Source organism: Novosphingobium sp. 17-62-19 (genome assembly GCF_002256775.1).
In the GTDB taxonomy this organism is placed as follows: domain Bacteria; phylum Pseudomonadota; class Alphaproteobacteria; order Sphingomonadales; family Sphingomonadaceae; genus Novosphingobium.
Map to the genome: position 1 here is coordinate 1 of NZ_NCII01000009.1, position 26,197 is coordinate 26,197.

Annotated in this window: 22 protein-coding genes and 2 pseudogenes; 17 read left to right on the forward strand and 7 right to left on the reverse strand. The window is 61.1% G+C overall.

What is annotated here, in order from left to right:
* From B7X90_RS02480 to B7X90_RS02490, 3 genes and pseudogenes are all read right to left on the reverse strand, one after another.
* Positions 1-330: pseudogene (locus tag B7X90_RS02480) on the reverse strand (1,4-alpha-glucan branching enzyme); the annotation flags it as partial.
* A gap of 8 nt (positions 331-338) precedes the next feature.
* Positions 339-2,750, reverse strand: a complete 2,412-nt coding sequence (locus tag B7X90_RS02485) for a glycogen/starch/alpha-glucan phosphorylase (protein ID WP_292621377.1) — start codon at positions 2,748-2,750, stop codon at positions 339-341.
* 341 nt (positions 2,751-3,091) lie between these two features.
* Positions 3,092-3,634 (reverse strand): cytochrome b, encoded by a 543-nt coding sequence (locus B7X90_RS02490; protein WP_292621379.1) that lies wholly within the window; start codon positions 3,632-3,634, stop codon positions 3,092-3,094.
* 297 nt (positions 3,635-3,931) lie between these two features.
* Here B7X90_RS02490 and B7X90_RS02495 point away from each other — a divergent pair, with 297 nt between their 5' ends.
* From B7X90_RS02495 to B7X90_RS02505, 3 genes are all read left to right on the forward strand, one after another.
* Positions 3,932-4,135, forward strand: a complete 204-nt coding sequence (locus B7X90_RS02495; RefSeq protein ID WP_292621381.1) for a hypothetical protein — start codon at positions 3,932-3,934, stop codon at positions 4,133-4,135.
* 229 nt (positions 4,136-4,364) lie between these two features.
* Positions 4,365-5,837, forward strand: coding sequence for a hybrid sensor histidine kinase/response regulator (locus B7X90_RS02500; RefSeq protein ID WP_292621383.1), 1,473 nt, complete (start codon positions 4,365-4,367; stop codon positions 5,835-5,837).
* 2 nt (positions 5,838-5,839) lie between these two features.
* Positions 5,840-6,754 (forward strand): DNA-binding response regulator, encoded by a 915-nt coding sequence (locus B7X90_RS02505; RefSeq protein ID WP_292621385.1) that lies wholly within the window; start codon positions 5,840-5,842, stop codon positions 6,752-6,754.
* A 57-nt stretch (positions 6,755-6,811) separates the two neighbouring features.
* On the opposite strand, the gene B7X90_RS02510 is transcribed toward B7X90_RS02505, so the two are convergent.
* Entirely contained in the window at positions 6,812-7,129 is a 318-nt protein-coding gene (locus tag B7X90_RS02510; RefSeq protein WP_292621386.1) for a UrcA family protein, read from the reverse strand.
* A gap of 471 nt (positions 7,130-7,600) precedes the next feature.
* On the opposite strand from B7X90_RS02510, the gene B7X90_RS02515 reads away from it, so the two are divergent.
* From B7X90_RS02515 to B7X90_RS02530, 4 genes are all read left to right on the forward strand, one after another.
* Positions 7,601-8,593, forward strand: coding sequence for an NADPH:quinone oxidoreductase family protein (locus B7X90_RS02515; protein ID WP_366409653.1), 993 nt, complete (start codon positions 7,601-7,603; stop codon positions 8,591-8,593).
* A gap of 382 nt (positions 8,594-8,975) precedes the next feature.
* On the forward strand, positions 8,976-10,376 hold the full coding sequence (locus B7X90_RS02520) for an aldehyde dehydrogenase (RefSeq protein WP_292621388.1): 1,401 nt from the start codon (positions 8,976-8,978) through the stop codon (positions 10,374-10,376).
* A 47-nt stretch (positions 10,377-10,423) separates the two neighbouring features.
* Positions 10,424-11,275 carry a p-hydroxycinnamoyl CoA hydratase/lyase gene (locus B7X90_RS02525; protein WP_292621390.1) on the forward strand — a complete coding sequence of 284 codons (852 nt, stop codon included), beginning with the start codon at positions 10,424-10,426 and terminating at the stop codon, positions 11,273-11,275.
* A gap of 131 nt (positions 11,276-11,406) precedes the next feature.
* Entirely contained in the window at positions 11,407-13,020 is a 1,614-nt protein-coding gene (locus tag B7X90_RS02530; protein WP_292621392.1) for an NAD(P)/FAD-dependent oxidoreductase, read from the forward strand.
* Positions 13,021-13,047: 27 nt separating this feature from the next.
* Here the strand turns inward: B7X90_RS02530 and ald are convergent, their stop codons facing one another.
* Positions 13,048-14,163, reverse strand: coding sequence for an alanine dehydrogenase (gene ald / locus B7X90_RS02535; RefSeq protein WP_292621394.1), 1,116 nt, complete (start codon positions 14,161-14,163; stop codon positions 13,048-13,050).
* 146 nt (positions 14,164-14,309) lie between these two features.
* On the opposite strand from ald, the pseudogene B7X90_RS02540 reads away from it, so the two are divergent.
* Positions 14,310-14,769: pseudogene (locus B7X90_RS02540) on the forward strand (Lrp/AsnC family transcriptional regulator).
* Here B7X90_RS02540 and B7X90_RS02545 read toward each other — a convergent pair.
* The gene (locus B7X90_RS02545; RefSeq protein WP_292621396.1) at positions 14,723-15,391 is read right to left on the reverse strand and encodes a TetR/AcrR family transcriptional regulator; all 669 of its coding nucleotides are present in this window, start codon (positions 15,389-15,391) and stop codon (positions 14,723-14,725) included. The pseudogene B7X90_RS02540 and the gene B7X90_RS02545 overlap by 47 nt on opposite strands.
* Positions 15,392-15,578: 187 nt before the next feature.
* Between B7X90_RS02545 and B7X90_RS02550 the strand changes: the two genes are divergently transcribed.
* From B7X90_RS02550 to B7X90_RS02590, 9 genes are all read left to right on the forward strand, one after another.
* Positions 15,579-16,754 (forward strand): amine dehydrogenase large subunit, encoded by a 1,176-nt coding sequence (locus B7X90_RS02550; RefSeq protein ID WP_292621398.1) that lies wholly within the window; start codon positions 15,579-15,581, stop codon positions 16,752-16,754.
* Position 16,755: 1 nt separating this feature from the next.
* Positions 16,756-17,244 (forward strand): MauE/DoxX family redox-associated membrane protein, encoded by a 489-nt coding sequence (locus B7X90_RS02555; protein WP_292621400.1) that lies wholly within the window; start codon positions 16,756-16,758, stop codon positions 17,242-17,244.
* Positions 17,244-17,831 carry a thioredoxin-like domain-containing protein gene (locus B7X90_RS02560; protein WP_292621401.1) on the forward strand — a complete coding sequence of 196 codons (588 nt, stop codon included), beginning with the start codon at positions 17,244-17,246 and terminating at the stop codon, positions 17,829-17,831. Before B7X90_RS02555 ends, B7X90_RS02560 begins: the two co-directional genes overlap by 1 nt.
* Before the next feature lie 3 nt (positions 17,832-17,834).
* Entirely contained in the window at positions 17,835-18,383 is a 549-nt protein-coding gene (locus B7X90_RS02565) for a methylamine dehydrogenase light chain (protein ID WP_292621402.1), read from the forward strand.
* 8 nt (positions 18,384-18,391) lie between these two features.
* A complete protein-coding gene (locus B7X90_RS02570) occupies positions 18,392-18,856 on the forward strand; it encodes a cytochrome C (protein WP_292621448.1) in 465 nt (154 codons plus the stop codon).
* Between the two features lie 13 nt (positions 18,857-18,869).
* Entirely contained in the window at positions 18,870-21,077 is a 2,208-nt protein-coding gene (locus tag B7X90_RS02575) for a TonB-dependent receptor (protein WP_292621404.1), read from the forward strand.
* Between the two features lie 42 nt (positions 21,078-21,119).
* Entirely contained in the window at positions 21,120-22,523 is a 1,404-nt protein-coding gene (locus B7X90_RS02580; RefSeq protein ID WP_292621405.1) for an aldehyde dehydrogenase family protein, read from the forward strand.
* Positions 22,520-24,145 (forward strand): AMP-binding protein, encoded by a 1,626-nt coding sequence (locus tag B7X90_RS02585; protein ID WP_292621406.1) that lies wholly within the window; start codon positions 22,520-22,522, stop codon positions 24,143-24,145. The genes B7X90_RS02580 and B7X90_RS02585 overlap by 4 nt, the downstream gene beginning before the upstream one ends.
* Positions 24,146-24,233: 88 nt before the next feature.
* Positions 24,234-25,286 (forward strand): hypothetical protein, encoded by a 1,053-nt coding sequence (locus tag B7X90_RS02590; RefSeq protein WP_292621408.1) that lies wholly within the window; start codon positions 24,234-24,236, stop codon positions 25,284-25,286.
* Between the two features lie 265 nt (positions 25,287-25,551).
* Here the strand turns inward: B7X90_RS02590 and B7X90_RS02595 are convergent, their stop codons facing one another.
* Positions 25,552-26,166: a hypothetical protein gene (locus B7X90_RS02595; RefSeq protein ID WP_292621409.1), complete on the reverse strand. Its 615-nt coding sequence runs from the start codon at positions 26,164-26,166 to the stop codon at positions 25,552-25,554.
* Between the last annotated feature and the right edge of the window lie 31 nt (positions 26,167-26,197).

Consider the following 26,197-nt stretch of genomic DNA (forward strand, 5'->3'; position numbering starts at 1 on the left):
TTGCGCGATCAGGAAATCATCGAGCGGACCGAGAACCGGGCCGAACGAAAAGGCGTCTGTGACCAGCCATTCGTGGGCGCCCGCCTTGCAGGCATAGCGCACGGGCTGGCGCGGGCCGTCGAGCTTGCCTTCGAACAACCCGCGCCCGTCCACGCGGGTGAGTTTGCCGAGCTTCTTGCCGGAGAGCGACCATGCGGTGGCTTCTTCTGCGCCGGGCAGGACGGCGCGGGTGAATGCGCCATCCGGGCCTTCGTGGATGCCAAGGACCGAGAATGGATCGGCGTGCGTCCCGTTCAGCAGGGCTTCGATGGCGCTCGCCGGTGGCTTCATTTCGGCTTTCAGACCCCCCAGATGTCGCGGGCATATTCGCCGATCGTGCGATCGGACGAGAACCAGCCTACGTTGGCAATGTTGCGTATTGCAGAAGCGCGCCAGCCAGCCTGCTGTTCCCAGCGGCGGTCGATCTTGCGCTGGGCGGCGTGGTAGCTGTCAAAATCGGCGGCGACCATGAACCAGTCGTGATCGTAGATTCCGCCCATCAGGCCTTTGTAGCGGTCAGGATCGTCGGGCGAGAACACGCCGGTGGCGATGGCTTCGAGCGCCTGCTGCAGTTCGCGCGAATTTTCGATTACTTCGCGGGGGGCATAACCGTTGGCGCGCTTGTCTTCGACTTCATCGGCGGTGAGGCCGAAGATTTCGATATTTGCATCGCCAACATGGTCTTTGATCTCGATATTCGCGCCATCGAGCGTGCCGATGGTGAGCGCGCCGTTGAGCGCGAACTTCATGTTGCCGGTGCCCGAGGCTTCCATGCCTGCGGTGGAAATCTGCTCTGACAGATCAGCCGCCGGGATGATTTTCTCGGCAAAGCTGACGTTGTAGTTCGGCACGAACACGACCTTGAGCAGCCCGCCGACCGAAGGATCGGAATTGACGCGACGCGCGATATCGTTCGACAGCTTGATGATGAGTTTGGCGTTGTGATAGCTCGACGCGGCCTTGCCGCCGAAAATCTTCACGCGCGGCACCCAGTCACGCTCAGGGTGGCTGCGGATCTGATCATAGAGCGCCACAGTTTCGATCAGGTTGAGCAACTGGCGCTTGTATTCATGGATGCGTTTGATCTGCACGTCGAACAGGGCGTCGGGATCTAGCCGAATGCCCATCAACTCCTTGATATGTTTGGACAGAGCTATCTTGTTCGAACGCTTAACCTCGGCAATCCGTTCCCCCAGCGACGCATCTTCGGCCAGGGCGTTAAGATCGGACAGCTTTTCCGCATCATCGAGGAAGGCATCGCCGATGGCGTCCTTGAGCACCGAAGTGAGGCCGGGATTGCACTGCTGGAGCCAGCGGCGCGGGGTGACGCCGTTGGTCTTGTTGTTGATGCGTGTGGGGTAGAGCTTGTGCAGATCGGAGAAGACCGTGGTCTTCATCAGATCGGTGTGGAGCGCGGCCACGCCGTTGACGCTGTGCGCGCCGGTGAAGGCGAGATTGGCCATGCGCACGCGGCGCTCTCCGCCTTCGTCGATCAGGCTGATTGCCGAGATCGCAGCATCGTCCAGACCGGCTTTGCGCGCTTCACGCAGCACGCGGCTGTTGATGGCATAGACGATCTGCATGTGGCGCGGCAGCAGGCGTTCGAACAGTGGCAGCGGCCATGATTCGAGCGCTTCGGGCAGGAGCGTGTGGTTGGTGTAGCCGACGGTGGCCTTGGTCAGTTCCCACGCTTCGCTGAATTCAAGGCCGTGTGCGTCGACCATCAGGCGCATGATTTCGGCGACGGCCACGGCGGGGTGCGTATCGTTAAGCTGGATCGCGGCCTTGTCTGGCAGGGTGCGGATATCGCCGTGATGCTGCATGTGGCGGCGGACGATGTCCTGAATGGAGGCCGAGGTGAAGAAGTACTCTTGCCGCAGCCGCAGTTCCTGCCCGGCTGGGGTGGAATCTGCGGGGTAAAGCACGCGCACCAGGCTTTCGGCGCGGACCTGCTCGGTCATGGCCCCGATGTGATCGCCTGCGTTGAATGCGGCGAGACTGAGCGGATCGAAGGCGTGGGCGGTCCACAGGCGCAGCGTGTTCACACGCTTTCCGCGCCAGCCGACCACGGGGGTGTCGACCGCGCTGGCCTCGACCCGTTCGGCCGGGCGCCATTCGACGCCATCGCCGGTTTCCACAACTTCACCGCCGAAGCCGATGACATAAGCGCTTTCGCGGCGGTCGAATTCCCAGGGGTTGCCGTGCGAAAGCCAGGTTTCGGGCAGTTCGACCTGCCAGCCATCGTCAATCCGCTGGCGGAACATGCCGTTCACGTAGCGAATGCCATAGCCGTAAGCGGGAATATCAAGGCTCGCGAGGCTCTCCATGAAGCACGCGGCGAGGCGGCCGAGGCCGCCGTTGCCAAGCGCCGCATCGGGTTCCAGATCTTCCAGTGCAGAAAGATCGAAGCCATGTTCGCGCAACGCCTTTTCCATGTCGCGCGTCAGGCCCATGTTGGACAGGGCATCGCGCAGCAGGCGGCCGATCAGGAATTCGAGGCTCAGATAATAGACCCGCTTCGCGCCCTTGTCATAAGTCTCGCGCGTCGATTCCATCCACCGGTCGATGATCGCATCGCGCAGGGTGAGCACGGTGGCAGTGTACCAGTCATGCGGCTTGGCCGCGCGCTCGTCCTTGCCGACGCGCTTGCGCAGAACGTCGATGATCTGGGCGTCGATTTCGGCGGCCTTGGAATTCGATTGAAGGGTCATGGTACGCAGTTCACCCTGATTGGCCCGGCGCAAAAGCGGGTGCGACCCGCTTTGCGTCGATGCGCGTTGCACCGGCCCTTCACGCCAGCACGCCCATTGTTATTGCGGCCTTGCGCATAAGCGACCGGCCCTGGGCTGTGCAGCAAACCATCATACTCCCCGGCATTGGGTATGACAGGCTGCGCGGTGTGGGCAAGCCGCAATCTGCCGGGCAAGCATGTGCCCTGCAAATCAGGTTCCGTTACGGATTGAATGCCCCAACCAGCGATCCTCACCCCCCGTTTGTAGGCGCAGGTGGGAGCGATGTGTGCAAGAATACGTCTGCGTTTAGGGCCAAATTTTCAAAACATTCGGCGCAAGATATTGTCTTTGATGATGAAATGGTGGTGCAGCGCAGCTACAATATGCAGCACGACCAGCCCGGCCATCAGGAAGCCGAGCACTTCGTGGCCTTCATGCGATACCTCAGCGAGTGCCGATCCTTTGGCCACGGCCAGCTTTGGCCATTCGAAAAGGCCCCATATGCTGATCGGATATTTGCTGTTGGCCGATGACATGATCCAGCCCGTGACGGGAAGCACCAGCATCAGCACATAAAGCGTGGCGTGAGTCCCCTTTGCCGTCAGCCGTTGCAGGCGCCCCATGGTGGTGGGCCATTCCGGCGTGGTCCATGTAAATCGCCAGCCTATGCGCGCCAGCGAGAGCACAAGAATGACCATACCGGTGCCCTTGTGCAGGGGATAGGGATTCCAGAAATTCTCGATTGCTTCGCCGCCGATGCCAGAAACAAGGTTGAACACCACCAATGCCGCGATGGTAGCGTGGAGTGCACGAGCGACGGCATTGTAACGCACGATGGCTTGTGTGTTTGCTATTGTGGCCATTGCCGCCCCCCCAAATGCCAGCCCGTGACGCCGGGTGCGTAGGTCCAACGCTCCGAGCCACGGCGCAAAGATTGCATTGGTGAGGCGGGAAGCCAAGGCTGGATTGCGCGAAAAGGCAGGAGAATATGCCGTTTTTTGACTGGCTCACACAAATCGGACGTTTGTCCAGTAATGCCATGCGGCAAATGACGTATGGGCGATATTGCGGTGCAAAAAATATGGTGTCGCCAGAAACCAACGAGATCGTCCGAGAATCAACGTGGTCGAAAGGGCGGTCCTGCATCACCGTGAGGGAATATGACTACTCAGCGTCTCATTCAGGTAGAGCCCGCCGTGGTCCACAAAATGGCCTCGATGCTCAATAGCCAGAAGCCCGAAGTGATCCAGAACCACTTTGGCATCGGGCTGAACACGTGGGTCAAGCTGCGCGAGGGCAAGGCTATCCGTCATTCGGTGGCGGTGCGCCTGCTGCAGCGGTTGCAGCGTGATCAGGTGATTTGACCGGTTACGCTGCAACCGACAAGAGAGTTGTAAGAGTCCCCCGGCAATGCCCTCCGGGGGTTGAGTTTGTGTCAGTTGCAGTGCACAATCACCCTGCTCCGCCGAAACTATTGGACAGACAACCGGTGCGGGCGCGGGGTCGATTGCAATGCACACGTTCCGTGACGGCGGAAGCGGACAACTGAAATCCTTTGTGCGCGCTGTTTCAGAACGTGTGCGGGGGCGCATAGTGGCGCTTGTTGCCGGTGATATGCCGACCGATAAAATCGCGACTGGCGGCGCGGAAATGGCGCAGATGGCAAGCGATCTGCAAGCTGCCGAAGCCGCCAACGCCGCCAAGAGCCGGTTCCTTGCCAATGTCAGCCACGAAATCCGCTCGCCGCTCAATGCGATCTACGGCTACGCGCAACTGGTGGAGCGTGGTGCGGACGTAGATCCGCAACATGCCGCGCGCGTGATCCGGCGCAGTGCCGAACATCTGACCAACCTTGTAGAAGGCCTGCTCGATCTCGCCTCGGTGGAGCAGGGCGTGGTGCGGGTGGACAGCGGCGTGGTGCGGGCGGGCGCGCTGGTGCAGCAGGTGGCGGAAATGTTCACCCCGCTGGCGGCGCAAAAGGGCCTGACGTTCCGTTGTGAACTGCCTGAGCGACTGCCCGAATTTGTGCGGATGGATGAGCGGCGCGTGCGGCAGGCGCTGATCAATCTGGTATCGAACGCCGTGAAGTTTACCGAAGCGGGCGAAGTGACGCTGACCTTTCGGTGGTTCAGCGAAATGGCCACGTTTGAAGTGCGTGATACCGGCCCCGGTATCGCCGAGGATCGCCGGATGGCGATTTTTGCACCCTATGTGCGGGCCGGGCTGGCAGAGCCGCAGGAGGGAGCCGGTATACAGGAGGGAGCAGGGCTGGGTCTTGCCATCACCAGCGCAATCGTGCGGATGTTGGGCGGGGATCTGCAACTGGAGAGTGAGCCGGGCAAGGGCAGCACATTCCGCATCGTGATCATGGCACCGCAAGTCTCGGGCTTTGTCGATCGTACGGTGGAGCGGGTGCGGCCAACAGGTTATGCCGGGGCGCGACGCTCCATTCTGCTGGTGGACGATGATCGCGATCATCTGGCCGTTCTGCGCACAACCCTTGCCGAGGTGGGCTTTGACGTCGCCCTTGCAAGCGACGGGCCCACCGCGTTGGCACTGGCTGGAGATGCGGCGGCGTCGGGGCGGTTTGACGCTGCGGTGCTGGACGTCAGTATGCCGGGGATGACCGGGTGGGAGGTTGCCGCGCATTTGCGCGCAACCCATGGACCCGCACTGAAGATACTTATGCTCTCGGCCAATGCCGATGAACGGCACGGGCTGGCGGGGCAGGCAGCAGACCACGACGCGTTTCTGCTCAAGCCGGTGGAACTGGGCGGATTGCTTGATGCGGTGGGCCGTCACCTTGGGTTGGAATGGGTATATCCACCGCAACCGGATGCAGTTGGAACCCCGACGCCGGGGCCAGTCGCCATATCTGACGCGGCGCGCGAACATGCTGAGCGATTGAAATCACTTGTAAGGATCGGCCACGTGCGCGCATTGGAAGGTGAGATTCGTGCGCTGGAGCAGGCCGATCCTGCCGCCGCGCCGCTTGTAGCCAAATTGTATGCCTGCCTTGATCGGTTTGATCTGGCCGCGATGGGGAAGACGCTTGAGGAATTTTGACGATGAGTGACGCCCGGCGCGATACGGTCCTCGTCGTCGATGACGAGCCGGATTCGCTGCGCTTCCTCACCGATACGCTTGAGGGCGCGGGGATCTCCGTGCTGGTGGCGATCTCTGGCGATGCCGCGCTTGATCTGCTGCAGCATATCACGCCCGACTTGATCCTGATGGATGCGGTGATGCCTGGCATCGATGGGTTCGAGACGACATCGCGCATCAAGGCCCGCGGTGCGCTCGCGCATGTGCCGGTGGTGTTCATGACCGGGCTGACCGAGAGCGAACACGTTATCGAAGGGTTCGAGGTGGGCGGGGTGGATTACCTGCGCAAGCCGGTGAATGTCCATGAATTGCTGGCGCGGGTGCGTGTCCACATCGGCCATGCGCGCGCGATGCAGGCAGGGGCTGCGGGGCTGGACGCCACGGGACGCCTGATGATGGCCACGGATACGCAAGGGAAACTGCTGTGGTGTACGCCAATGGCTGAACAGGCCATCATGCGCATCTGTCCAGACTGGAACCGCGAGCGTGGGGTGATGCCAGATGCCATGCGCACGCCTGTTTCGCGGTTGCTGGGCCGCAACGAAATAGGCGCTTCGGCGCGGATCGAGGAGCAGGGAGAGAACGCGCTCGAACTGGTGATTATCGCGCATTACCGTGACAATGAAGTGCTGATCCGCCTGAACGAGCTAAATCCTCGCGCAGATGTCAGCCGCTTGCAACAGCGTCTTTCGCTCACCGATCGTGAGGCTGAGGTGCTGTTGTGGATCAGCTACGGCAAATCCAACGGGATGATTTCCGAAGTCTTGGCGATCAGCCCGCGCACTGTGCAGAAGCACCTTGAACGCATCTACGAGAAACTGGGTGTAGAAACACGCGCCGCAGCGGCGGCCGTGGCGATCAAGGTTCTTGGCAATTGAACTGACAACGCCGGAGCGGCGGGGGAAACCGCCCCGTTCCGGCGTTGTGCAGCAAACTTAACGACGGCGCGCCATGGTGCTGCGGCGGGCGTTCTGGGCCAGCTCCTGCACCAGCGGTTCCGCATTGGCGACGGCGGCGCGGCGGCACTGGTAATCCGGCAACGGCGTCACGATCATCCGGTCTGCGGGATCGCAGGCTTCGGCAGCAGCGTCGGCGATGCGGTTGCGCAGTTTGCGCATGTCGTCGGCGCGGCTGAGGTCAAGGCCATCAGCTGAAACCGAGATGTTGACGGTCTGTGGTGCATTGGTGGCCGATGCGATCTGCGGCGCAGACAGCAAGGCGAGCGCCGCGGTGGCGGCGAGCAACTTGTTCATGGACATTCTCCTGCGAAAGTCATTTTTGTTTCGGTACCGGTTTTCCGGCTGCCGATTTTATGGTTGTGAGGATTGGCGGGTGTTCCCGATCTTTCCTAATCCACCCCCAAAATAGGCGCTGCGGAACAGCTTCACAAGCCACTTTATGCAATAAAGGCAAGTAATTCAGAGAGTTCTACTTGTGCCCTGCAACAAGATAATACAGGTCTGACCATGTGCATCATACGATCCGGAAGGTTCGTATTACTGCGAGTTTTGACACATGTCCAAAAATTGCCGGAAGTCAGCGAGTTAACAGTGAGGCGGTTTGCGGCGTCCACCGGCTGCGGTGCTTCAAAAGCGGATGCTGCATTGCAACATTTTGGGTGGGGTATCTGGCAATCCCGCTGCGTTCAGTCATAACGTGGCGCTTGGCCACTGTCAGTTGTTGCGCCAATCTATGCCGAAAGAGCGAAATATGAAGGCGATTGCATGACGATGATGACCGCGCTGCAAGTGCAGGCCCTCGGTGACAATCTGGGTGGTGTGGCGCTGGTGGAGCAGGTGATCCCGGTGCCGGTTCGTGGCCAAGTGCTCGTGCGGATCGAAGCTGCGGCGTTGGGCTTTCCCGACCTGTTGATGACGCGCGGCCAGTATCAGGCCAAGCCGCCCTTGCCGTTCGTGCCCGGCATGGAAGGGGCTGGGTTCGTGGTCGCCGCGCCGGGGTGCAGTCGCGTGCGCGAAGGGGACCGGGTGATCGTGGGCGGCCTGACTGGCATCGTGGCGCAATATGGCGTGTTTCCCGAGGCTTCTGTCCTGCCGCTGCCTGAAAGTTTGGACATGGCCGAAGGAGCCTCGTTGCGGGCGGCCTATCTTACCGCTTGGGTGGCGTTGGTGTGCCGGGGGCAGGCCAGGCCGGGCGACTGGTTGCTTGTTCACGGCGCGGCAGGGGGCGTCGGCCTTGCTGCCGTTGATCTTGGGGTGACGCTTGGCCTTAACGTGATCGCCGTGGCCTCCACCGCCGCGAAGCGTGGCGCGATCAGCGGACTCTACGAAACGGCTCAAGTCATCGATGGGAGTGCTGGCTTTCGCGAGCAGGTTCTGGCGCTTACCGGCGGTTGCGGAGCGGATCTCGTATTTGATCCTGTGGGGGGCGATGTGTTCGACGAATCGACACGCTGCATTGCCTTCGACGGGCGTTTGCTGGTGGTTGGCTTTGCTGCTGGCAGGATTCCGCAAATCGGCGCGAATATTCCTTTGATCAAGGGCTTTTCCGTGGTTGGCGTTCGGGCCGGCGAATACGGTCGTCGCTTCCCTGATCGCGGGGCTGAGAACATCGCGAATGTGCTGCGTCTGGCCAAGGAAGGGCAGATCCGCCCGCATGTTCATGCGCGTTATCCGATGGCCGATTGGGCGCAAGCCTATCGCGCGATGGAGCAACGTGATGTGATCGGGCGCAGTGTGATCCTTCCGCACGAAGGTTGAATGGCCAGCGATCAACACCCAGCAGATTTTGGGCAAAAAAAGGGGCCGCACCGTTGCCGGGCGGCCCTTGAAAGTTTGGGAGAGGATGCCTGAAAGGCCATTTTGAAATGGGCCTGAGCCATATTTTTCGCAAGTGCGAATTCTGGAGGAAAGGTTGCAGTTTTTGCAATAGTCTCACTCAAAATGCCGGTTTTGTCGGGTCTCAACGGAATTTGTCAGCGTTATCAATGGCTACGGCTACCGCCTGAGCTTGTATGAAATCAGAGGTGATCAGTCGATAAATGCTGCACCTGCACATTGTGACAGGGCTACTCCGATTGAATCCACTGTTGCACCGGTCTGACATGATTGCTATAAAGTATAACAGATTGGGAGAGCATTCATGGACTTCGAACGCATCAATCCGCTGACCGGTGCCGTCGCTTCGACCGCGAAAGCGATGCAGGCATCAGATATTCCTGCAATTACTGCCAAAGCTGCAAGCGCTTACCCTGTATGGGCAGCTATGGGGCCAAACGCCCGGCGTGCCGTGCTGATGAAGGCCGCTACCGCACTCGAATCGCGCGCAGACGCCTTCGTGGATGCCATGATGGGCGAAATCGGCGCGACCAAGGGCTGGGCGCTGTTCAACCTCGGCCTTGCTGCCAGCATGGTGCGTGAAGCGGCTGCACTGACCACCCAGATTTCGGGCGAAGTGATCCCTTCTGACAAGCCCGGCTGTGTTGCCATGGCGCTGCGTGAACCGGTGGGCGTGATGCTGGGCATTGCGCCGTGGAATGCGCCGATCATCCTTGGCGTGCGCGCCATCGCCGTGCCGCTCGCGTGTGGTAATGCAGTGATCCTCAAGGCGAGCGAGCAATGCCCGCGCACCCACGCGCTTATCATCGAGGCCTTTGCCGAGGCAGGGTTCCCTGAAGGCGTCGTCAACGTCGTCACCAACGCTCCGGCCGATGCGGCAGACGTTGTCGGCGCGCTGATCGACGCGCCAGAAGTGAAGCGCATCAACTTTACCGGCTCCACCGCAGTGGGCCGCATCATCGCGATGCGCGCAGCACAGCACCTCAAGCCGTGCCTGCTTGAACTGGGCGGCAAGGCTCCGCTGATCGTGCTGGATGATGCAGACCTTGATGAAGCGGTGAAGGCTGCTGCCTTTGGCGCCTTCATGAACCAGGGCCAGATCTGCATGAGCACCGAGCGGATCATCGTGGTCGAAGCCGTGGCCAATGAATTCGCGGCCAAATTCAAGGCCAAGGTTGCCAGCATGGCTGTGGGCGATCCGCGCGAGGGCACTACGCCGCTGGGCGCGGTGGTCGATGCCAAGACTGTGGCGCATTGCCAGAGCCTGATCGAAGACGCGCTGGCCAAGGGCGCTGAACTGCTTACCGGCGGCGAAACCACACAGAACGTGCTGATGCCCGCACATGTCGTCAACGGCGTGACGCAGGACATGAAACTGTTCCGCGATGAAAGCTTCGGCCCGGTGGTCGGCGTGATCAAGGCGCTTGATGAGGCCCATGCCATCGAATTGGCCAACGACACCGAGTACGGCCTGTCTGCCGCTGTGTTCACCCGTGATACTGCGCGCGGCCTGCGCGTTGCCCGCCAGATCAAGTCCGGCATCTGCCACGTGAACGGCCCGACCGTGCACGACGAAGCGCAGATGCCCTTCGGTGGCGTTGGTGCCTCTGGCTATGGCCGCTTTGGCGGCAAGGCCGGGATCGACAGCTTCACCGAACTGCGGTGGATCACGATGGAAACGCAGCCGGGGCATTTCCCGATCTGATCGAACAAAGCCCAAATCGAATTCAAGACTATCCCGAAGGACTTAAAATGACCGAACAAAAGATCGAGCGCGCGGAAGAAGATACCGTAGCCTTCACCGTTGAAAACGGCATCGCCTGGGTGAAGTTCAACCGCCCCGAAAAGCGTAACTGCATGAGCCCGAAGCTGAACCGCCAGATGGGCAAGGTCATTACTGATCTGGAATTCCGCGATGACGTGAAGGTGCTCGTGCTTTCGGGTGAGGGCGATGCGTGGTCGGCCGGCATGGATCTGAAGGAATACTTCCGCGAAACTGAGGCTGAAGGTCTTGGCGCGATCCGCAAGGCACAGCGTGAAGCTTACTCCTGGTGGGGCCGCCTGCGCTGGTACGAAAAGCCCACGATCGCCATGATCAACGGCTGGTGCTTTGGTGGTGGCTATGGCCCGCTGTTCGCCTGCGACATCGCGATTGCTGCGGAAGACGCGCAGTTTGGCCTTTCGGAGATCAACTGGGGCATCCTGCCCGGCGGCGGCGCATCAAAGGTTGTTGCAGACCTGATGCCTCTGCGTAAGGCTGTCTATCATGCGATGATGGGTGAAAACCTGACTGGCAAACAGGCCGAAGCGCAGGGTCTTGTTACCGAGGCTGTGCCTGCGGAGCGTTTGAAGGCCCGCGTGCTCGAAATCGCAGAAGCGCTGAGCAAGAAGGATGGCCATGCGCTGCGTGCCACCAAGTGGGCTGTGCGCCGCATGACCGAAATGACCTATGATAACGCCGAAGACTATCTGATCCGCGCACAGGAAGCGCTGCACAACTTCGGCGGTGTTGAAGCGCGCAAGGAAGCCACGCGTCAGTTCCTTGACGAAAAGAGCTTCAAGCCGGGTCTTGGCACGTTCGATACGAGCAAGATCAAGCGCTGATCGTTCGGAGCGCTTGAATTTGAAATGCCCCGGTCGCCTCTGCGGCCGGGGTTTTTCGTGCGAAAGGCTGTAGCCTTGGACGGGGCGCTGGTTAGGGTAAGCAGTTCCTGCCAGCGCGAAAGAAGCAAGCCTTGTCCAATCGTTACGACGCCCTGATCATCGGAGGCGGCCACAACGGCCTAACCTGCGCATTTTACCTTGCCCGCGCCGGGATGCGGGTGCGTGTGCTGGAACGGCGGCATGTGGTGGGCGGTGCGGCAGTTACAGAAGAGTTCCACCCCGGATTTCGCAATTCGACTGCCAGCTACACGGTCAGCCTTTTACAGCCGCAGGTCATCAACGACATGCGGCTGCACGATCACGGCTATCGTGTGGTTGAGCGGAAGCTTTCGAATTTTCTCCCCTTTGCGGACAGTTATGTGAAGATCGGTGGCGGCGAAGGCCGTACACAGTCGGCGTTCGCGCGTTTCTCGTCGGCCGATGCCGAGGCTTATCCGCGTTATGATGCAGCATTGGCGCGTTTGGCGGGTGTGCTGCGTGAACTGGCCTTGCAAACGCCGCCGAATGTGGGTGGCGGGCTTGTCGCATTGCAGGCAGCGGCGCGGCAGGGTTGGCCAATTGCCAAACTCGATGCAGCCACGCAGCGCGATCTGCTGGAGATATTCACGCGATCCGCACGGGAGTTTCTGGACGGCTGGTTCACCGATGATCGGGTGAAGTCCGCCTTTGCGTTTGACGCCGTGGTGGGGAATTTCGCGGGCGTGTCTACGCCGGGCTCCGCCTATGTGCTGCTGCACCACGTCTTTGGCGAAGTGAGCGGCAAAGCGGGAGCATGGGGGCACGCGATTGGCGGCATGGGCGCGATCACGCAAGCGATGGCCAGCGCTTGCGTTGGCGCGGGTGTAGAGATCAGCCTCGAAACGCCAGTAGCAAAGGTGCTCGTCGACAAAGGCAAGGCTGCCGGTGTGCGTCTGGGAAGCGGGGAGGAACTTTATGCGCCGATCGTCGCCGCGAATGTCGGTCCGGCGCTGCTCTATAGGCAGTTGGTGGATGAGAGCGATCTCGATGCCGATTTCCGGAAACGCATGGCAGGGTTCAAGACCGGCTCCGGCACGTTCCGCATGAACGTGGCGCTGTCAGAACTACCTGATTTTAGCGTGTTACCGGGGAAAGTTCTGGCAGAGCATCATACAGCGGGCATCGTGATCGCGCCGGGGATGGATTACATGGACAGCGCGTTCGACGATGCCAAAGCCTATGGCTGGTCGCGTCAGCCCATCGTTGAAATGCTGATCCCTTCAACTCTGGACGATAGCCTCGCCCCGCCGGGATGCCACGTGGCCAGCCTGTTCTGCCAGCAGTTCGCGCCTGAATTGCCCGATGGCCGGTCGTGGGATGAATGCCGTGAGGACGTTGCGGATCTGATCATCGATACCGTCACTGCCCATGCACCCAATTTCAAGGCCAGCGTTGTTGCGCGGCAAATCCATTCGCCGCTCGATCTTGAGCGCAAGTTCGGGTTGGTCGGCGGAGACATCTTCCACGGGCGAATGAGCCTTGACCAGTTGTGGTCGGCCCGTCCGGTGCTTGGGCACGGCGATTACCGCGCGCCGATCCGTGGGTTGTACATGTGCGGATCGGGCACTCATCCCGGCGGCGGGGTGACGGGTGCGCCGGGGCACAATGCAGCGCGCGAGATACTGCGCGACCGGTCGGTGTTGTGGAAAATCCTGCATCGTGGGTGAGGGCGCGTGGCCCCCACCCGGATGCGATCAAGCGATAACGTCGGCCACCGGCGTGTATTCATAGCCCAGTTCGCGGGCGACGGCTTCGTAAGTCACCTTGCCTTCATGGACGTTGAGGCCTGCAGCAAGGTGTGCGTCGGCCTTCAGTGCAGCCTTCCAGCCCATGTTTGCGATGCGCAGAGCGTGGGGCAGGGTGACGTTGTTCAGCGCATATGTGCTGGTGCGCGCCACGGCGCCGGGCATGTTGGCTACGCAATAATGGACAATGCCATCAACCACATAAGTCGGCTCTGCATGGGTTGTGGCCTTGCTCGTCTCAAAGCAGCCGCCCTGATCGATGGCAACGTCAACCAGCACTGCGCCGGGCTTCATGGTTGAGAGCATGTCACGCGTGACCAGCTTGGGAGCTGCGGCTCCGGGGATCAGAACAGCACCGATCACAAGGTCAGCCTCGGCCACCAGCGCAGCCAGCGCGGACTTGCCCGAAAACAGCGTGCGGGCGCGGCCTTCAAAGTGGTTGTCGAGGCGTTCGAGCACATCGGGATCGCGGTCAAGGATGGTGACGTCCGCGCCGAGGCCGACAGCCATCTGCGCAGCATTCACGCCGACCACGCCGCCGCCGATGACCACGACCTTGCCCGGCAGAACGCCCGGAACGCCGCCCAGCAACACGCCACGGCCGCCATTGGCCTTTTCGAGTGCAGTGGCACCTGCCTGAATGGCCATGCGGCCTGCAACCTGGCTCATTGGCTTGAGCAAAGGCAGGGCATTGCCTGCGCCTGTCACGGTTTCATAAGCGATCGCGGTGACGCCGGACTTGACGAGATCGGCGGTCTGTTCGGGGTCGGGCGCGAGGTGGAGGTAGGTGTAGAGGATCTGGCCCTTGCGCAGCATCGCACGCTCCACGGCCTGCGGTTCCTTGACCTTGACGATCATTTCGCAGCCATCGAACAGCGTCTTTGCGTCGGCCTTGATCGAGGCTCCGGCGGCTTCATAGTCGGCATCAGTGGCGCCGATGCCGTTGCCCGCGCCGGTTTCAACCCAGACTTCGTGGCCGTTGGCAACCAGTTCGCGCGCGCTTTCTGGCGTGAGGCCGACGCGATATTCGTGGTTCTTGATCTCTTTGACGGTGCCGACGCGCATGACGATTTCCCTCTGAGTTGGGCCTTATGGCCTTCAAACGGGAAACTACCGCGAAATATCCGGCATTTCTTGCCTATTTGGCCCATTGTGTAGCGTGTTCGTGGTGATATTATCTGGAATATAGATAATTTGCGGGATAATTTTGCATGGACCGGGCCGACATCGCCCTGCTTGAAGCGCTACAGGCCGACTCAGCGCTTTCAATTGCAGAAGGTCGCTCTATCGTCATCGGCGTGCCATCGACGGGTCAAGGCGTTGGAGCAGGCCGGCGTGATTGCCGGCTATGGTGCGCGGCTGGAGCCTCGACTGCTGGGGCTGACGGTAGAGGTCTTCGTGGAAATCACACTGACCGGGCAAAGCCGCGAGGTCATGGACCGGTTCGAACAGGCTGTGGGGGATTTTGATGACATTCTCGAATGCCACCTGATGTCCGGTTCCGCCGACTACCTTTTGCGCGTGGCGGCCCGCGATCTTGACCAGTATGACAGCATCCACCGCGAATGCCTGGCCCGCTTGCCCGGCGTTTCATCGATGCGATCAAGCTTTTCACTGCGCCGGATCAAGCAGATGCGGGGCTATCCGGTACGGACGGCGCGAGGCCTTTGATCTGGTCGGTGGTGATTGTCCTCACCAGCGTGCAGAATGAATGGACCGCAATGCGTTCGATCTCGGGCATACGAGGTTCAAACGGCTTTTCGTGCCCGGCAAAGACCGTCATGCCCTCCATCGAAGCTGAGATGAACAGCGCGATGATTTCGCGTTCTTGCGCGCCAAGATCCGGGCGCATTTCCGCGATGATGTCGTTCAACGGCGCGCGTGCGCGAACATAGAGTTCCTGTACGCGTTCCAGCACGAAGGGGTCGTGGTTCGCAAGGCTCCACAGTTCCGGGAAAAACCGGGTCGTTTTCTTGGAACGGATATCATCCAGAACCAGCGTGCAGATACGGCCAAGGCGCTCTTCAGGTGGCACTCCAGGCATGTGAACGATGGCTTCGAATTCGGCTTCGTAGGCGCGGATGACGGCATCTGTGAGTTCGCGAACGAGGTTTTCCCGGCTGCGGTAATGGTAGGTCAGGTTGCCAAATTTCATGCCGCAGACTGCCGCGACTCGGCGCATGGACATGGCACGATAGCCCTCTTCGATCAGGATCGAGAGGGCGGTACGCAAGATCAACTCGCGCGTCTCATGCCCCTTCAAATAACCGCCTTCACGCTCAGGCATGATCATGTCGGTAACCGTAATGGGTATACTATCTCTTTGAAGCATAATTAAAAAATGTCCCCCTAGACGCATCTGTCACAGTATCAGAAAACCTGTCATACGAAAAATTTAGGTCACTTGACAGATTTGTTGTGTTTTTGAGACTATCGACATGCAGCCGGAGCACAGACCCGGCCGGTCATGGAGTGCTTGCATGAGGTGGTTTGCGTTTGCTCTGGCCCTTTCGTCTTCAAGTGCTGCCGTGCTTGCGGCTCCTGCTGTCAAGACACCATTTCCGGTGGCCTTGCCCGACGAAGCCATTCCCGCTGTCGAAAAGTTGCCCGCACAGTGGCCGGCGGACTGGGTGCTGATCCACGATTTCCATTTCAGTTCTCTCCTCGATGGGCGGGTCATGCTCGTCGATACCGGCTCGGTTGAACGCCCGGTGCGGGGAATGATCCGCGCGGCGCAGTTCGCCAACATGCTTGTCTCTCCAATGCGGGGTGAAGTCCTCACCGCCGAAACATTCTACTCCCGGCTCACGCAAGGTGAACGAACGGACGTAGTTAGCATCTGGGATATGGCTACGCTCCTGCCCAAAGGTGAAATTGTGATGCCCGGCGGAAAACGCCAACAATCAGTTACTTACCCGCAGGTGTTCCAGTTCACCAATGCTGAAAAATGGGCGTTGGTTGCAAACTTCACGCCTGCGCAGTCTGTCAGCGTGCTTGATCTTGATGCGCGCAAGGTGATTGCCGAGATTGATCTTCCGGGATGCGCGCAACTCTACCCCACTGGCGCGCGCGGGTTTTCCAGCTTCTGCGCGGATGGATCGCTGCTGAGCGTAAAACTCGGGCCGGACGGGCAGGCGGTGTCCTCGAAAACAGTCGAGAACATCCACGATATCGACAGCCAGCCCCTGTTCGGCACGCCTGCATGGCAGGGACAGACCGCGTGGTTCGTCAGCTATCATGGCCGCATTCAGGGTTTCGATTTCTCTGGCGATGTCGGCAAGGCGCTTCCCGGTGCGTTTGAACTCGGCACGGCTGAGGGCGCGGCCCCCGAATGGCGGCCCGGCGGGTGGCAGGTGATTGCCACCGACACAGCGGGCAAGCTCTATGTGCTGATGAGCCCCAATGGCCGCGAAGGCAGCCACAAGGACGGCGGCACCGAAGTATGGGTGGCAGACCCTGCAACCAAGACGCGCGTGACCCGGATTGCCTTGCGCGGTGTCGCCACCGCAATCGGGCTAACCAAGGAAGCCAAACCCCAACTGATCGTCGCCCGCGCCGATGGCGAGATCGATGTCCACGATGCTGCCAGCGGGGCTTTCGTGCGCTCGCTGGGCAAGGCAGGCGGCGACAATCCCATCCTGATCACGGCGCCTTGAGATGACGGCGCTCACACTCTTCCTGGCGCTGCTGCTGGCGGGGTCTGCCGCACACAAAGCGCTGTCGCGTGACCGGATGGTCGCGGCGGCAGCCCGGCTGACCGGGCTCTATCGCCAAGGCCAACTGGTGCTGATTGCAGCGGGATGCCTTGAACTTGCCGCCGCCACAGCGCTCCTGATCCCCGTGCTGCGCCCCACCGGAGCGTTGATCGCTGCGGGTGTATGGCTGGGCTATGCCTTGGCCTTGCTGCGTCTACGCGGGCAAACGCTTGATTGCGGGTGCGATCTGGTGGCGCGGGAAAAGCCGGTCGGGCGAGCGCAGATTCTTCGGCCTGCGGCGCTTTCGCTGCTCGCCTTGATCCTGTCGCTTTTGCCTGCCGATCCGTCCTTCGCGCTCGATGCTCCGTTTGCCGCCGCCGCCATGCTGGCGCTCTACCTTGGCGCTTCGGAACTCCTTGCCATTCCCCATCCTCGCTGGAGGAATTCGTGATGCTGACTTCGCAGATACTGTTGTGGACGGTCGTGATCGTTCAGGGACTGCTCATCGCAGCGCTCGCCCGTCAGGTCGGCATCCTGCACGAACGTATCGCCCCTGCGGGCGCGCTGACCCTGCACCAGAAGGTGGACGTGGGCGAAGTTGCCAGCCCGATGACGGTGACCACCCTCGAAGGCGCGCCAATCGAAATCGGCGGCAAGCGTGAAGGCCGCAGCCAGCTTCTTTTTTTCGCCTCTCCTGATTGCCCGATGTGCAAATCGCTGCTCCCGGTCCTGCGCTCTGCCGCCAGTGCCGAGGCGGACTGGCTCGACGTTGTGGTGGCAGGCGATGGCTCCAAGGCTGAATACCAACAGATGCGCCAGATGCATGGGCTGGAAACTGTGCCGCTTGTTCTGTCCGAAGCGCTGGGCCGGGCTTTCGGCGTCTCCAAGCTTCCCTATGCAGTGCTGCTCGACGAAGCAGGCCGGGTCGCCTCGCTGGGCCTGATCAACAGCCGCGAACATCTCGAAAGCCTGTTCGAAGCCAAGGAGCGTGGCGTCGCCTCGATCCAGGATTTCCTCGCTCGCAAGAAGGGAGCCTGAGCCATGAGCGCATTGGATAAATGGACCGAACGCCTGACCCGCCGCGTGGCGCGCGGCACTTCCCGGCGCAGCACGTTGGCATGGCTCGGCGCTACGATCACCGGAGCGGCGGTCTTCCCTGTCCTCCCCGTTGCTCGCGCAGCCAGCGGATCACCGCATGGCGGGGGAGGGAGCCATGCTCCGATGACATCCGGCAATCCGCAGGACCCCGGCGATCAGGCAAGTTGCGATTACTGGCGTTATTGCGCAATCGATGGCTTTCTTTGCTCCTGCTGCGGCGGCTCTGTCAGCACGTGCCCACCCGGCACCGAAATGTCGCCTATCACATGGGTAGGCACCTGCACCAACCCTGCAGACAAGCGCGCTTATGTGATCAGCTATAACGATTGCTGCGGCGTTTCCTCGTGCGGCCAGTGCCTGTGCAACCGCAACGAAGGTGACCGCCCGCAAGTGCGCCCGCAATCGAACAACGACTACAACTGGTGCCTCGGAACCGAAAGCAGCATCTACAACTGCTCCACTGCCGTGATTATCGGCGTGGCATCGGAGTAGTGAACCGGATGTTGCCTCTTGCCGCTGCTGCCGCTGCCGTTCTGGCGGCAGGCGTGGCTGCGGGAGCCAACGAAAGCATGATGCGCGGCGTGCCCGATCCGAAGCAGGCTCGCATCGACTACATGCTCAAGTGCCAAGGCTGCCACCGCCCCGATGGCGGAGGCGACGACCGCTCAAACCCGCCGATGAAGCACGTGGTCGCGCAGTTCCTCGGCGTGCCGGGAGGACGCGAGTTCCTTGGCCGCGTGCCCGGCGTCTCGACTGTCGATCTCGATAATGTCCGACTGGCGAACCTCGTCAACTGGACCCTCTACACTTTTGATGCGGCGCACATGCCGTCTGACTTCCGGCCCTACACCCCGGAAGAGATCGGGCAATTGCGCCGCCACCCCCTGCGGCTGGAACGCGCCGATATGAGAGCGCGGCTGGTGGCAGGGTTCGCGCAGGAAAGAACAGAAACGCAAACACCCTGATTGGGAGGCAATGATGAGGGAACGTCTTTACCGTGGAATCGCGCTGGCAGGGGTCGCCGCCGCATCCATCTTCACCGCAGCACCGGCCTTTGCGCAGGATGCACAAGCCGAAAGCGCCTTTGCTGACGGCGAAATCGTCGTCACCGCCACCAAGCGCGCAGAAAGTCTGCAATCGGTGCCAATCTCTGTCTCGGCCATCGGCGGCGATACTTTGGCAAAGGCACGCGTGAACAGCGTCGACAGCCTTGTCACGAAAGTCGCCAACCTCCAGTTGACCTCTATCGTCGGGGACAACACGCCGATCTTCAGCCTTCGCGGCGTGTCGATGTCGGACTACAGCCTCAACCAATCCAGCCCGGTGGCGACTTATTACGACGAAGTCTACAAGGGCAACTTCGCTTTCCTAGGCGTTGCGATGTATGATCTGGAGCGTGTGGAAGTGCTGCGCGGCCCACAAGGCACACTCTATGGCAAGAACACCACCGGCGGTGCGGTCAACATCATTGCGGCCCCGGCCAAGCTGGGCGAAACCAGCGGCTATGCCAACGCAGGCTACGGCAACTACAACCGCATCGACCTCAACGGCGCCATCAACGTGCCATTGGGTGAGAAGGCGGCGCTGCGCATCGCGGGCACTTATGCCAAGGCCGATGGCTGGTTCAAGAACGTCATCCCCGGCAAGCCCGACCTTGCTTCGACCGATGAATACGCCATCCGCGCCACGCTGAACGTGGAAGCGAGCGAAACGGTGCGCTTCGTGCTGCGCGCCTCGACCAGTTTCCAGAACCCCTACAACTACGGCATTTATGCCCAGCCCGAAGCGACCAACCGCCCGGGCCTCGGCGAACGCGAAATCGCCTCGAACATCGACGAAAAGCGCCGCGCCCGGACCTATTCGGTCGCGCTGACCAGCACGTTCGACGTGTCTGATGCGCTCACCATCACCAGCATCACCGCGTGGGACAAGGGCAACCTGTCGTTCTACGAAGACACCGACGGCACTGCAGGCGAACTGCTGGAAATCCCCTATCGTGACCGCGCCACCCAGTTCTCGCAGGACCTGCGCCTCACCAGCGACACCGGTGGGCCATTCGATTTCATCCTCGGCGCATTTTACCACCGCGAAAAGGTCTACAATCAGACCACGTTCGAGATCGGCAAGGACATCGATTCCGATGGCCTTCCCGGCATCACGGCCAACGATTGCGCGGTGGGGCTTCCGCTGGGCTGCCTGTTCCGCAACCAGTTCGATCAGGTGAAGAACAGCTACGCGCTCTATTCCGACCTGAAGTACGACCTCACCGAAGCGCTCACCCTCCGCGGCGGTTTGCGCTTTACGCACGATACCGGCCGCCAGACGGACTTTTCCTCCGATGCGCTGGGCGTGGATGGCACGCTGATTGCCAACCTTATCCCGATTTCGGCGCTGCGCTATTCGCAGGATAACCTTTCAGGCAAAATCGGCCTCGATTACAAGTTGGCCGATGGCAACCTGCTCTACGCCAGCGTCAGCCGTGGCTACCGCGCACCAAGCTTCAACGCGCAGGCCTTCTTCGATCCATCGGAACTGTCCATCGCACGGCCCGAAGAAGTCACCAGCTACGAAGCTGGCGTCAAGACGCAGTTCATGGATCGCAAGATCACGCTGAATGTCTCGGGCTTCTACTATGATTACAAGAACCAGCAGTTCATCAACGTCGACCCGACCAGCGCCGCACAGACCCTTCTCAACATCCCCAAATCGCGCATCTTCGGCGGTGAGGCTGAACTGACGATCCGCGCCAGCGACGCCTTCACGATTCACTCCGGCCTGGGACTACTCTCCACCAAGATCCAGCGCGGCACGGTGAGCGGCAACAACGTATCGGGCAATCGCCTGTCCAATGCGCCAAGCCTCACCTTCAATACCACTGTCGACCTGACGCTGTTCGATGGTGACATGGGCAAGCTTTCACTCCACCCGGACATCGCCTACCAGTCCAGCCAGTTCTTCGAAGTGCTGAACGTGCCCCGGCTGGAGCAATCGGCCTATGCCATCGTCGGCGGCCATATCGATTGGGAAAGCGCGGACGGGCGGTTTAACGCGTCGGTCTGGGGCAAGAACCTGACCGACAAGTTCTTCTTCACCTCGCGCGTCGATCTGCTGGCCGGGTTCGGTTTTGATTACAACCACATCGGCAACCCGCGCATGTATGGCGTAAGTGTCGGCGTGAAATTCTGATAACGTGAACCACAAGGCTCCTTGAAGAGCCGGGAGAGGACAATGACTGACTACAAGCTGCTGATCGGCGGCCAGCTCGTCGATGGTGACATGACGATGGACGTGATCAACCCGGCCACGGGTGCGCCGTTCTGCACGGTGCCCCGTGCCAGCGCTGCGCAGGCCGATGCCGCCATTGCGGCGGCAAAGGCTGCGGTGCCGGGCTGGGCTGCGGTGCCCTGGGCAGACCGTCAGGCAAAGCTCGTCGCGCTGGCCGACGCTATCGCCGCCCGCAAGGACGAGATTGCTCGTGCGTTGACCATGGAACAGGGCAAACCGCTGGCCGAGGCCATGGGCGAACTCGCGTGGACAGATGGCTATTTGCGCCACTATGCCACGCTGGAACTGCCCGAACGGGTAATTCAGGACGACGCGGCCGGGTATATCGCGGTCAAGCATCGGCCGCTCGGTGTGGTTGTCGGCATCATTGCATGGAACTTCCCGCTGCTCGTCGCCTGCTGGAAGATCGGGCCTGCGGTGCTGGCGGGCAACGCCATTGTGCTGAAGCCGGCGCCAACCACTCCGGTCTGTGCGCTGATCCTGGGCGAGATCTGTCGCGAGGTGTTCCCTGCGGGCGTGGTCAATGTCATCACCGATGCCAATGACCTTGGCCCTCATCTGACGGCCCATCCCGATGTCGCCAAGGTCGGCTTCACCGGCTCCACCGCCACCGGCAAGCGTATAGCCGCCAGCGGTGCAGACACGCTCAAGCGCGTGACGCTCGAACTCGGGGGCAATGATCCGGCCATCGTGCTCGAAGACGTCGACGTGCGCGAAACCGCGCAGGCCATCTTCGGCAATGCCTTCCTCAACAACGGGCAGGTCTGCCTTGCGATCAAGCGCGCCTATGTCCACGCCGATATCTATGACGCAATGTGTGGCGAACTGGCGCGCCTTGCCGAAGCGGCCGTGGTCGATGACGGTCTGCAGCAGGGCACCCAGATCGGCCCGATCCAGAACGCGATGCAGTTCGAAAAGGTGAAGGGTTTCCTCGATTCCGCCCGTGCCGAAGGCACTGTGGTGGCAGGCGGCGAGGTGATGGAGCGCGCCGGATACTTCATCCGCCCCACCATCGTGCGCGATGTGACCGATGGTGATCGCATCGTGGATGAGGAGCAGTTCGGCCCGATCCTGCCGCTGATCAAGTTCGACGATGTCGAGGATGTCATCGCCCGTGCCAACGCCAGCGAATACGGTCTGGGTGGCTCGGTCTGGTCAAGGGATGTGGGCCGGGCCGCAGATATTGCCGCGCGCATTGAAAGCGGGCAAGTCTGGGTGAACCAGCATATCGCCATCGGCCCGCACATCCCTATGGCCGGTTTCAAGAACAGTGGCCTTGGCGTCGAGCAATCGGTCGAAGGCCTTGCCGAATACACGCAGACGCAAGTGGTGAATATCAAGCGATGACGCAGCTTTCCTATGCCAAAGGCGCGGTTGACGAACCGCTGCTGGAAAAAACCATCGGACAGGCGCTGCGCGACGCCGCAGTGCTGTGGGGCGATGACTTGGCTCTCGCCTCGCGTCATCAGGGTATCCGCTGGACCTGGACTGAACTTGATGCCGAAGTGGATCGCGTTGCCAGCGGCCTGCTGGATCGTGGCGTGGCCAAAGGCGACCGTGTCGGCATCTGGGCACCAAACTGCGCGGAATGGACCGTGCTCCAATTCGCCACCGCACGCATCGGTGCAGTGCTTGTCACCATCAACCCGGCCTATCGCACCAGCGAAGTCGAATACGCGCTGAACAAGGTCGGCTGCACATTCCTTGTCACTGCCGCCCGCTTCAAGACGAGCGATTACATCGCAATGCTGCGCGAACTGGGGTCGGAAAAACTGCCGATGCTGCGCAACATCGTGGTGCTTGGCGGTGAAGCGCAGGAAGGCTTCGAGCCGTGGGAAGACCTGCGCGCACAACCCGATGCCGCACGGCTTGCGGCGGTGGACGCCACACTCGATCCCCACGATCCGATCAACATCCAGTTCACCAGCGGCACCACCGGATTCCCGAAGGGCGCGACGCTCACCCATCGCAACATCTTGAACAACGGCCATTTCACCGCCTGCACGGTCAAGTTCACGCACAAGGACCGCATCTGCATTCCGGTCCCGCTCTACCACTGCTTCGGCATGGTATTGGGCAACCTTGCCGCGCTCGCCAGCGGTGCCGCCATGGTCTATCCGAGCGAGGCCTATGATCCCAAACTGGCGCTCGAAGCTGTGCAGGCCGAAGGCTGCACTGCGCTATATGGCGTGCCGACGATGTTCATCACCATCCTCGCCCAGCCCGATCTTGCAGACTACAACGTCAGCACGCTGCGAACCGGCATCATGGCCGGATCGCCGTGCCCGGTTTCCACGATGCAGCAGGTGATGGACCGTCTGAACATGACGCAGGTGACCATCGGCTACGGCATGACCGAAACCAGCCCGCTCACCACCCAGACCGCCACCGACGATCCGATCGAAGAGCGCGTTGGCACAGTCGGCCGTGTTCATCCCCATGCCGAAGCAAAAGTCGTCGGCCTGAATGGTGAAACGCTGCCCATCGGCGAACAGGGCGAATATTGCTCGCGCGGCTATGCCGTCATGCTCGGTTACTGGGACGATCCGACCAAGACCGCCGAAGCCATCGACGAAGAGGGCTGGATGCATTCGGGTGACCTCGCCACGATGGACAAGAACGGCTACATCCGCATCACCGGCCGCATCAAGGACATGATCATCCGCGGCGGCGAGAACATCTACCCGCGCGAGATCGAGGAGTTCCTGCTCACCCACCCGGCGGTGCAGGATGCGCAGGTCTTCGGTGTGGCCGACGAGAAATACGGTGAGGAAGTCTGCGCATGGCTGATCGCGCGGGCAGGGCAGGGCCTTACCGCAGATGATGTGCTGGCCCACTGTAAAGGCCGCATCGCGCACTACAAGGTGCCGCGCCATGTGCGGATCGTCGAGGCTTTCGCGATGACCGTCACTGGCAAGGCTCAGAAGTTCGAAATGCGCAAGATGATGGAAGCTGAACTCGTGCGTTAAGGATTTGTGCGTAGTCCCTTGGTAAGCAAATGCTTGCTCAGTGTGGTTAACACGGGCTCAATTGAATTTGAGTTGGGGGACTAAAACAATGTCGCGCTCCGCATCCATCATGCTCGCCGCCGCGCTTGCCGCCGTTCCCACGCAGGTACTGGCCGAAGGTGTCGTCTCCTCGCAAGCCGATTGGCGTCTGGCAGAGGCAGGCAGCACTGCGCTGGTTTCCGCTGGAAAGCAGCAGTCGGGCGCCATGCTCGGCGTGCAGTGCGATCCCAACGACATGCGTGGACGTCGGCTGATCTTCGGTGCCTATCGCAACGAGGACGGCTCCGGCTTGCTGAGGGCGCTGACCACCACGCGACCCAAGGTCATCAATATCTCGGTCGAATCCCAGTCCGCTTGGGCAGAATTCGGCGTCGCGCTCGAAGGCAAAGGCCAACTCAGCCAGACCGGCGTGGCGGATTATATCGCGGGCTATCTCTCGGCAGAGCAATACGCCCTTATCCGCAACGCCCGCTCGGTCACGATCAAGGTTGGCGAAAAGGTCTTCTGGTTCACCGGCAATGGCTCGCTTTCCGCCACCAATTCGCTGGTATGCGGCGGTGCTTCGCCGATCCGCGCCAGCCGTATGGCGGTGGAAAGCGCCAGCCGTCCCAAGCCGCCACAAAAGCAGCTATTGCAATCACGCTGGGTCTTTGCGCCCGGCCTGCTCACGCCCGATCCGGCGCGCGGCAGCTATCAGGCATTCTCCTCGGTTTCCGGCTTCCCCGGCAACGAACTGGCCAGCTTCAACTTCGAAGTCACCTGCCGCGCCGGGCAACTACACGCCATGTTCCGCAACGGCTCAGTCCACGCCAGCGTCAAGGACGCCGCTGCGCAGAATGCCACTGCGTTCATGAAATCGGTCAATGGCCCCGCCAACACGGCAGAAGTCTATGCCGATGGCAAAATGCTCGCTCGTTTCCCGGTCGAACCCGGCAAGGATGGTAAGGGGCACCCGCTCTCGGCCAAGGAATTGCAGGCGATGATGAAGTTCGATCAGATCGTCGTCGCCGGTCAGACCACCACGGTGGAGTTCGGCGGCAAGGAAGGCCCCTCCAGCATCCTCGCGCTGGCGCAGGCCTGTGGTGCCTCGAAGCGGAGTTAGAGCGCTTTCCGACCAATCTGGCTCACCGTGACGGAGCAGATTTTGGCCGAGTGCAAGGATTGAGGAGGGAGCCATGCCATCGCATAGTGACCGACGAAAGACGCAGCAATCGGCCAAAAGGGGCCCGCCCCGGAGGGGTTGACGCAGGAAGCCCCTCGGACAGCGTTGCCTTGCTTGGACGGGCAACCAGCCCGCCCTGCGCAAGGCGCCTTGCCGAGAGGCTTCCTGCGTCAATCACGCTGAGCCAGATTGGTCGGAAAGCGCTCTAAGTCGCCGGGGCAACCTTGGCAAAGCGCGCCAGATCGCGCGGAGCCAGTTGCAAAGTGCGGTTGTTCTGCACAGAAACGGTGAGCGCGTAGAACGCGCGCGCATCGCTTTCGGTGAGGCCCATGTCGCGATAGTAACGCTCATAGGCGGCGCGAGCTGGATCATCGGCCCGTGCCGCACTCGCATCGCGCCCATCTGCCGAAAGCCACGAATGCACTGCAAAGCGCGCATCCGCTGCCGCCTTGCGTGTTGAACCGGCAAGGAAAATATCCACAGCACCTGATCGGACCGAAGCCCCCGCTGGCGCAACCGTCGTGATACCACGCTGGCGGATCATCCGCCCCAGCCGCAGATTGGCGATGTCGTCGCTTGTCCCCGCACAATCGATCAGTTCCAGTGAACGGATCGCCGGATAGGCCTCAACCATGGCAAGGAACGCTGCCGGAGAACCGCCATCAGTAACCCCCACCAGCCGCGCCTTGTCAGCTGAAATCACCACAAAAGGCCCAAAGCGCATCTGCTTGGCAGCAACCGGAGCCTTTGCAGGCACGGTCACCGGAGCCACCAGCGCAAGGCTGGCAAACGCAAACAGGGTGGCGGCGCGGATCGTCATGCCACCATATGGTCACGCCCCGCTTAGCACC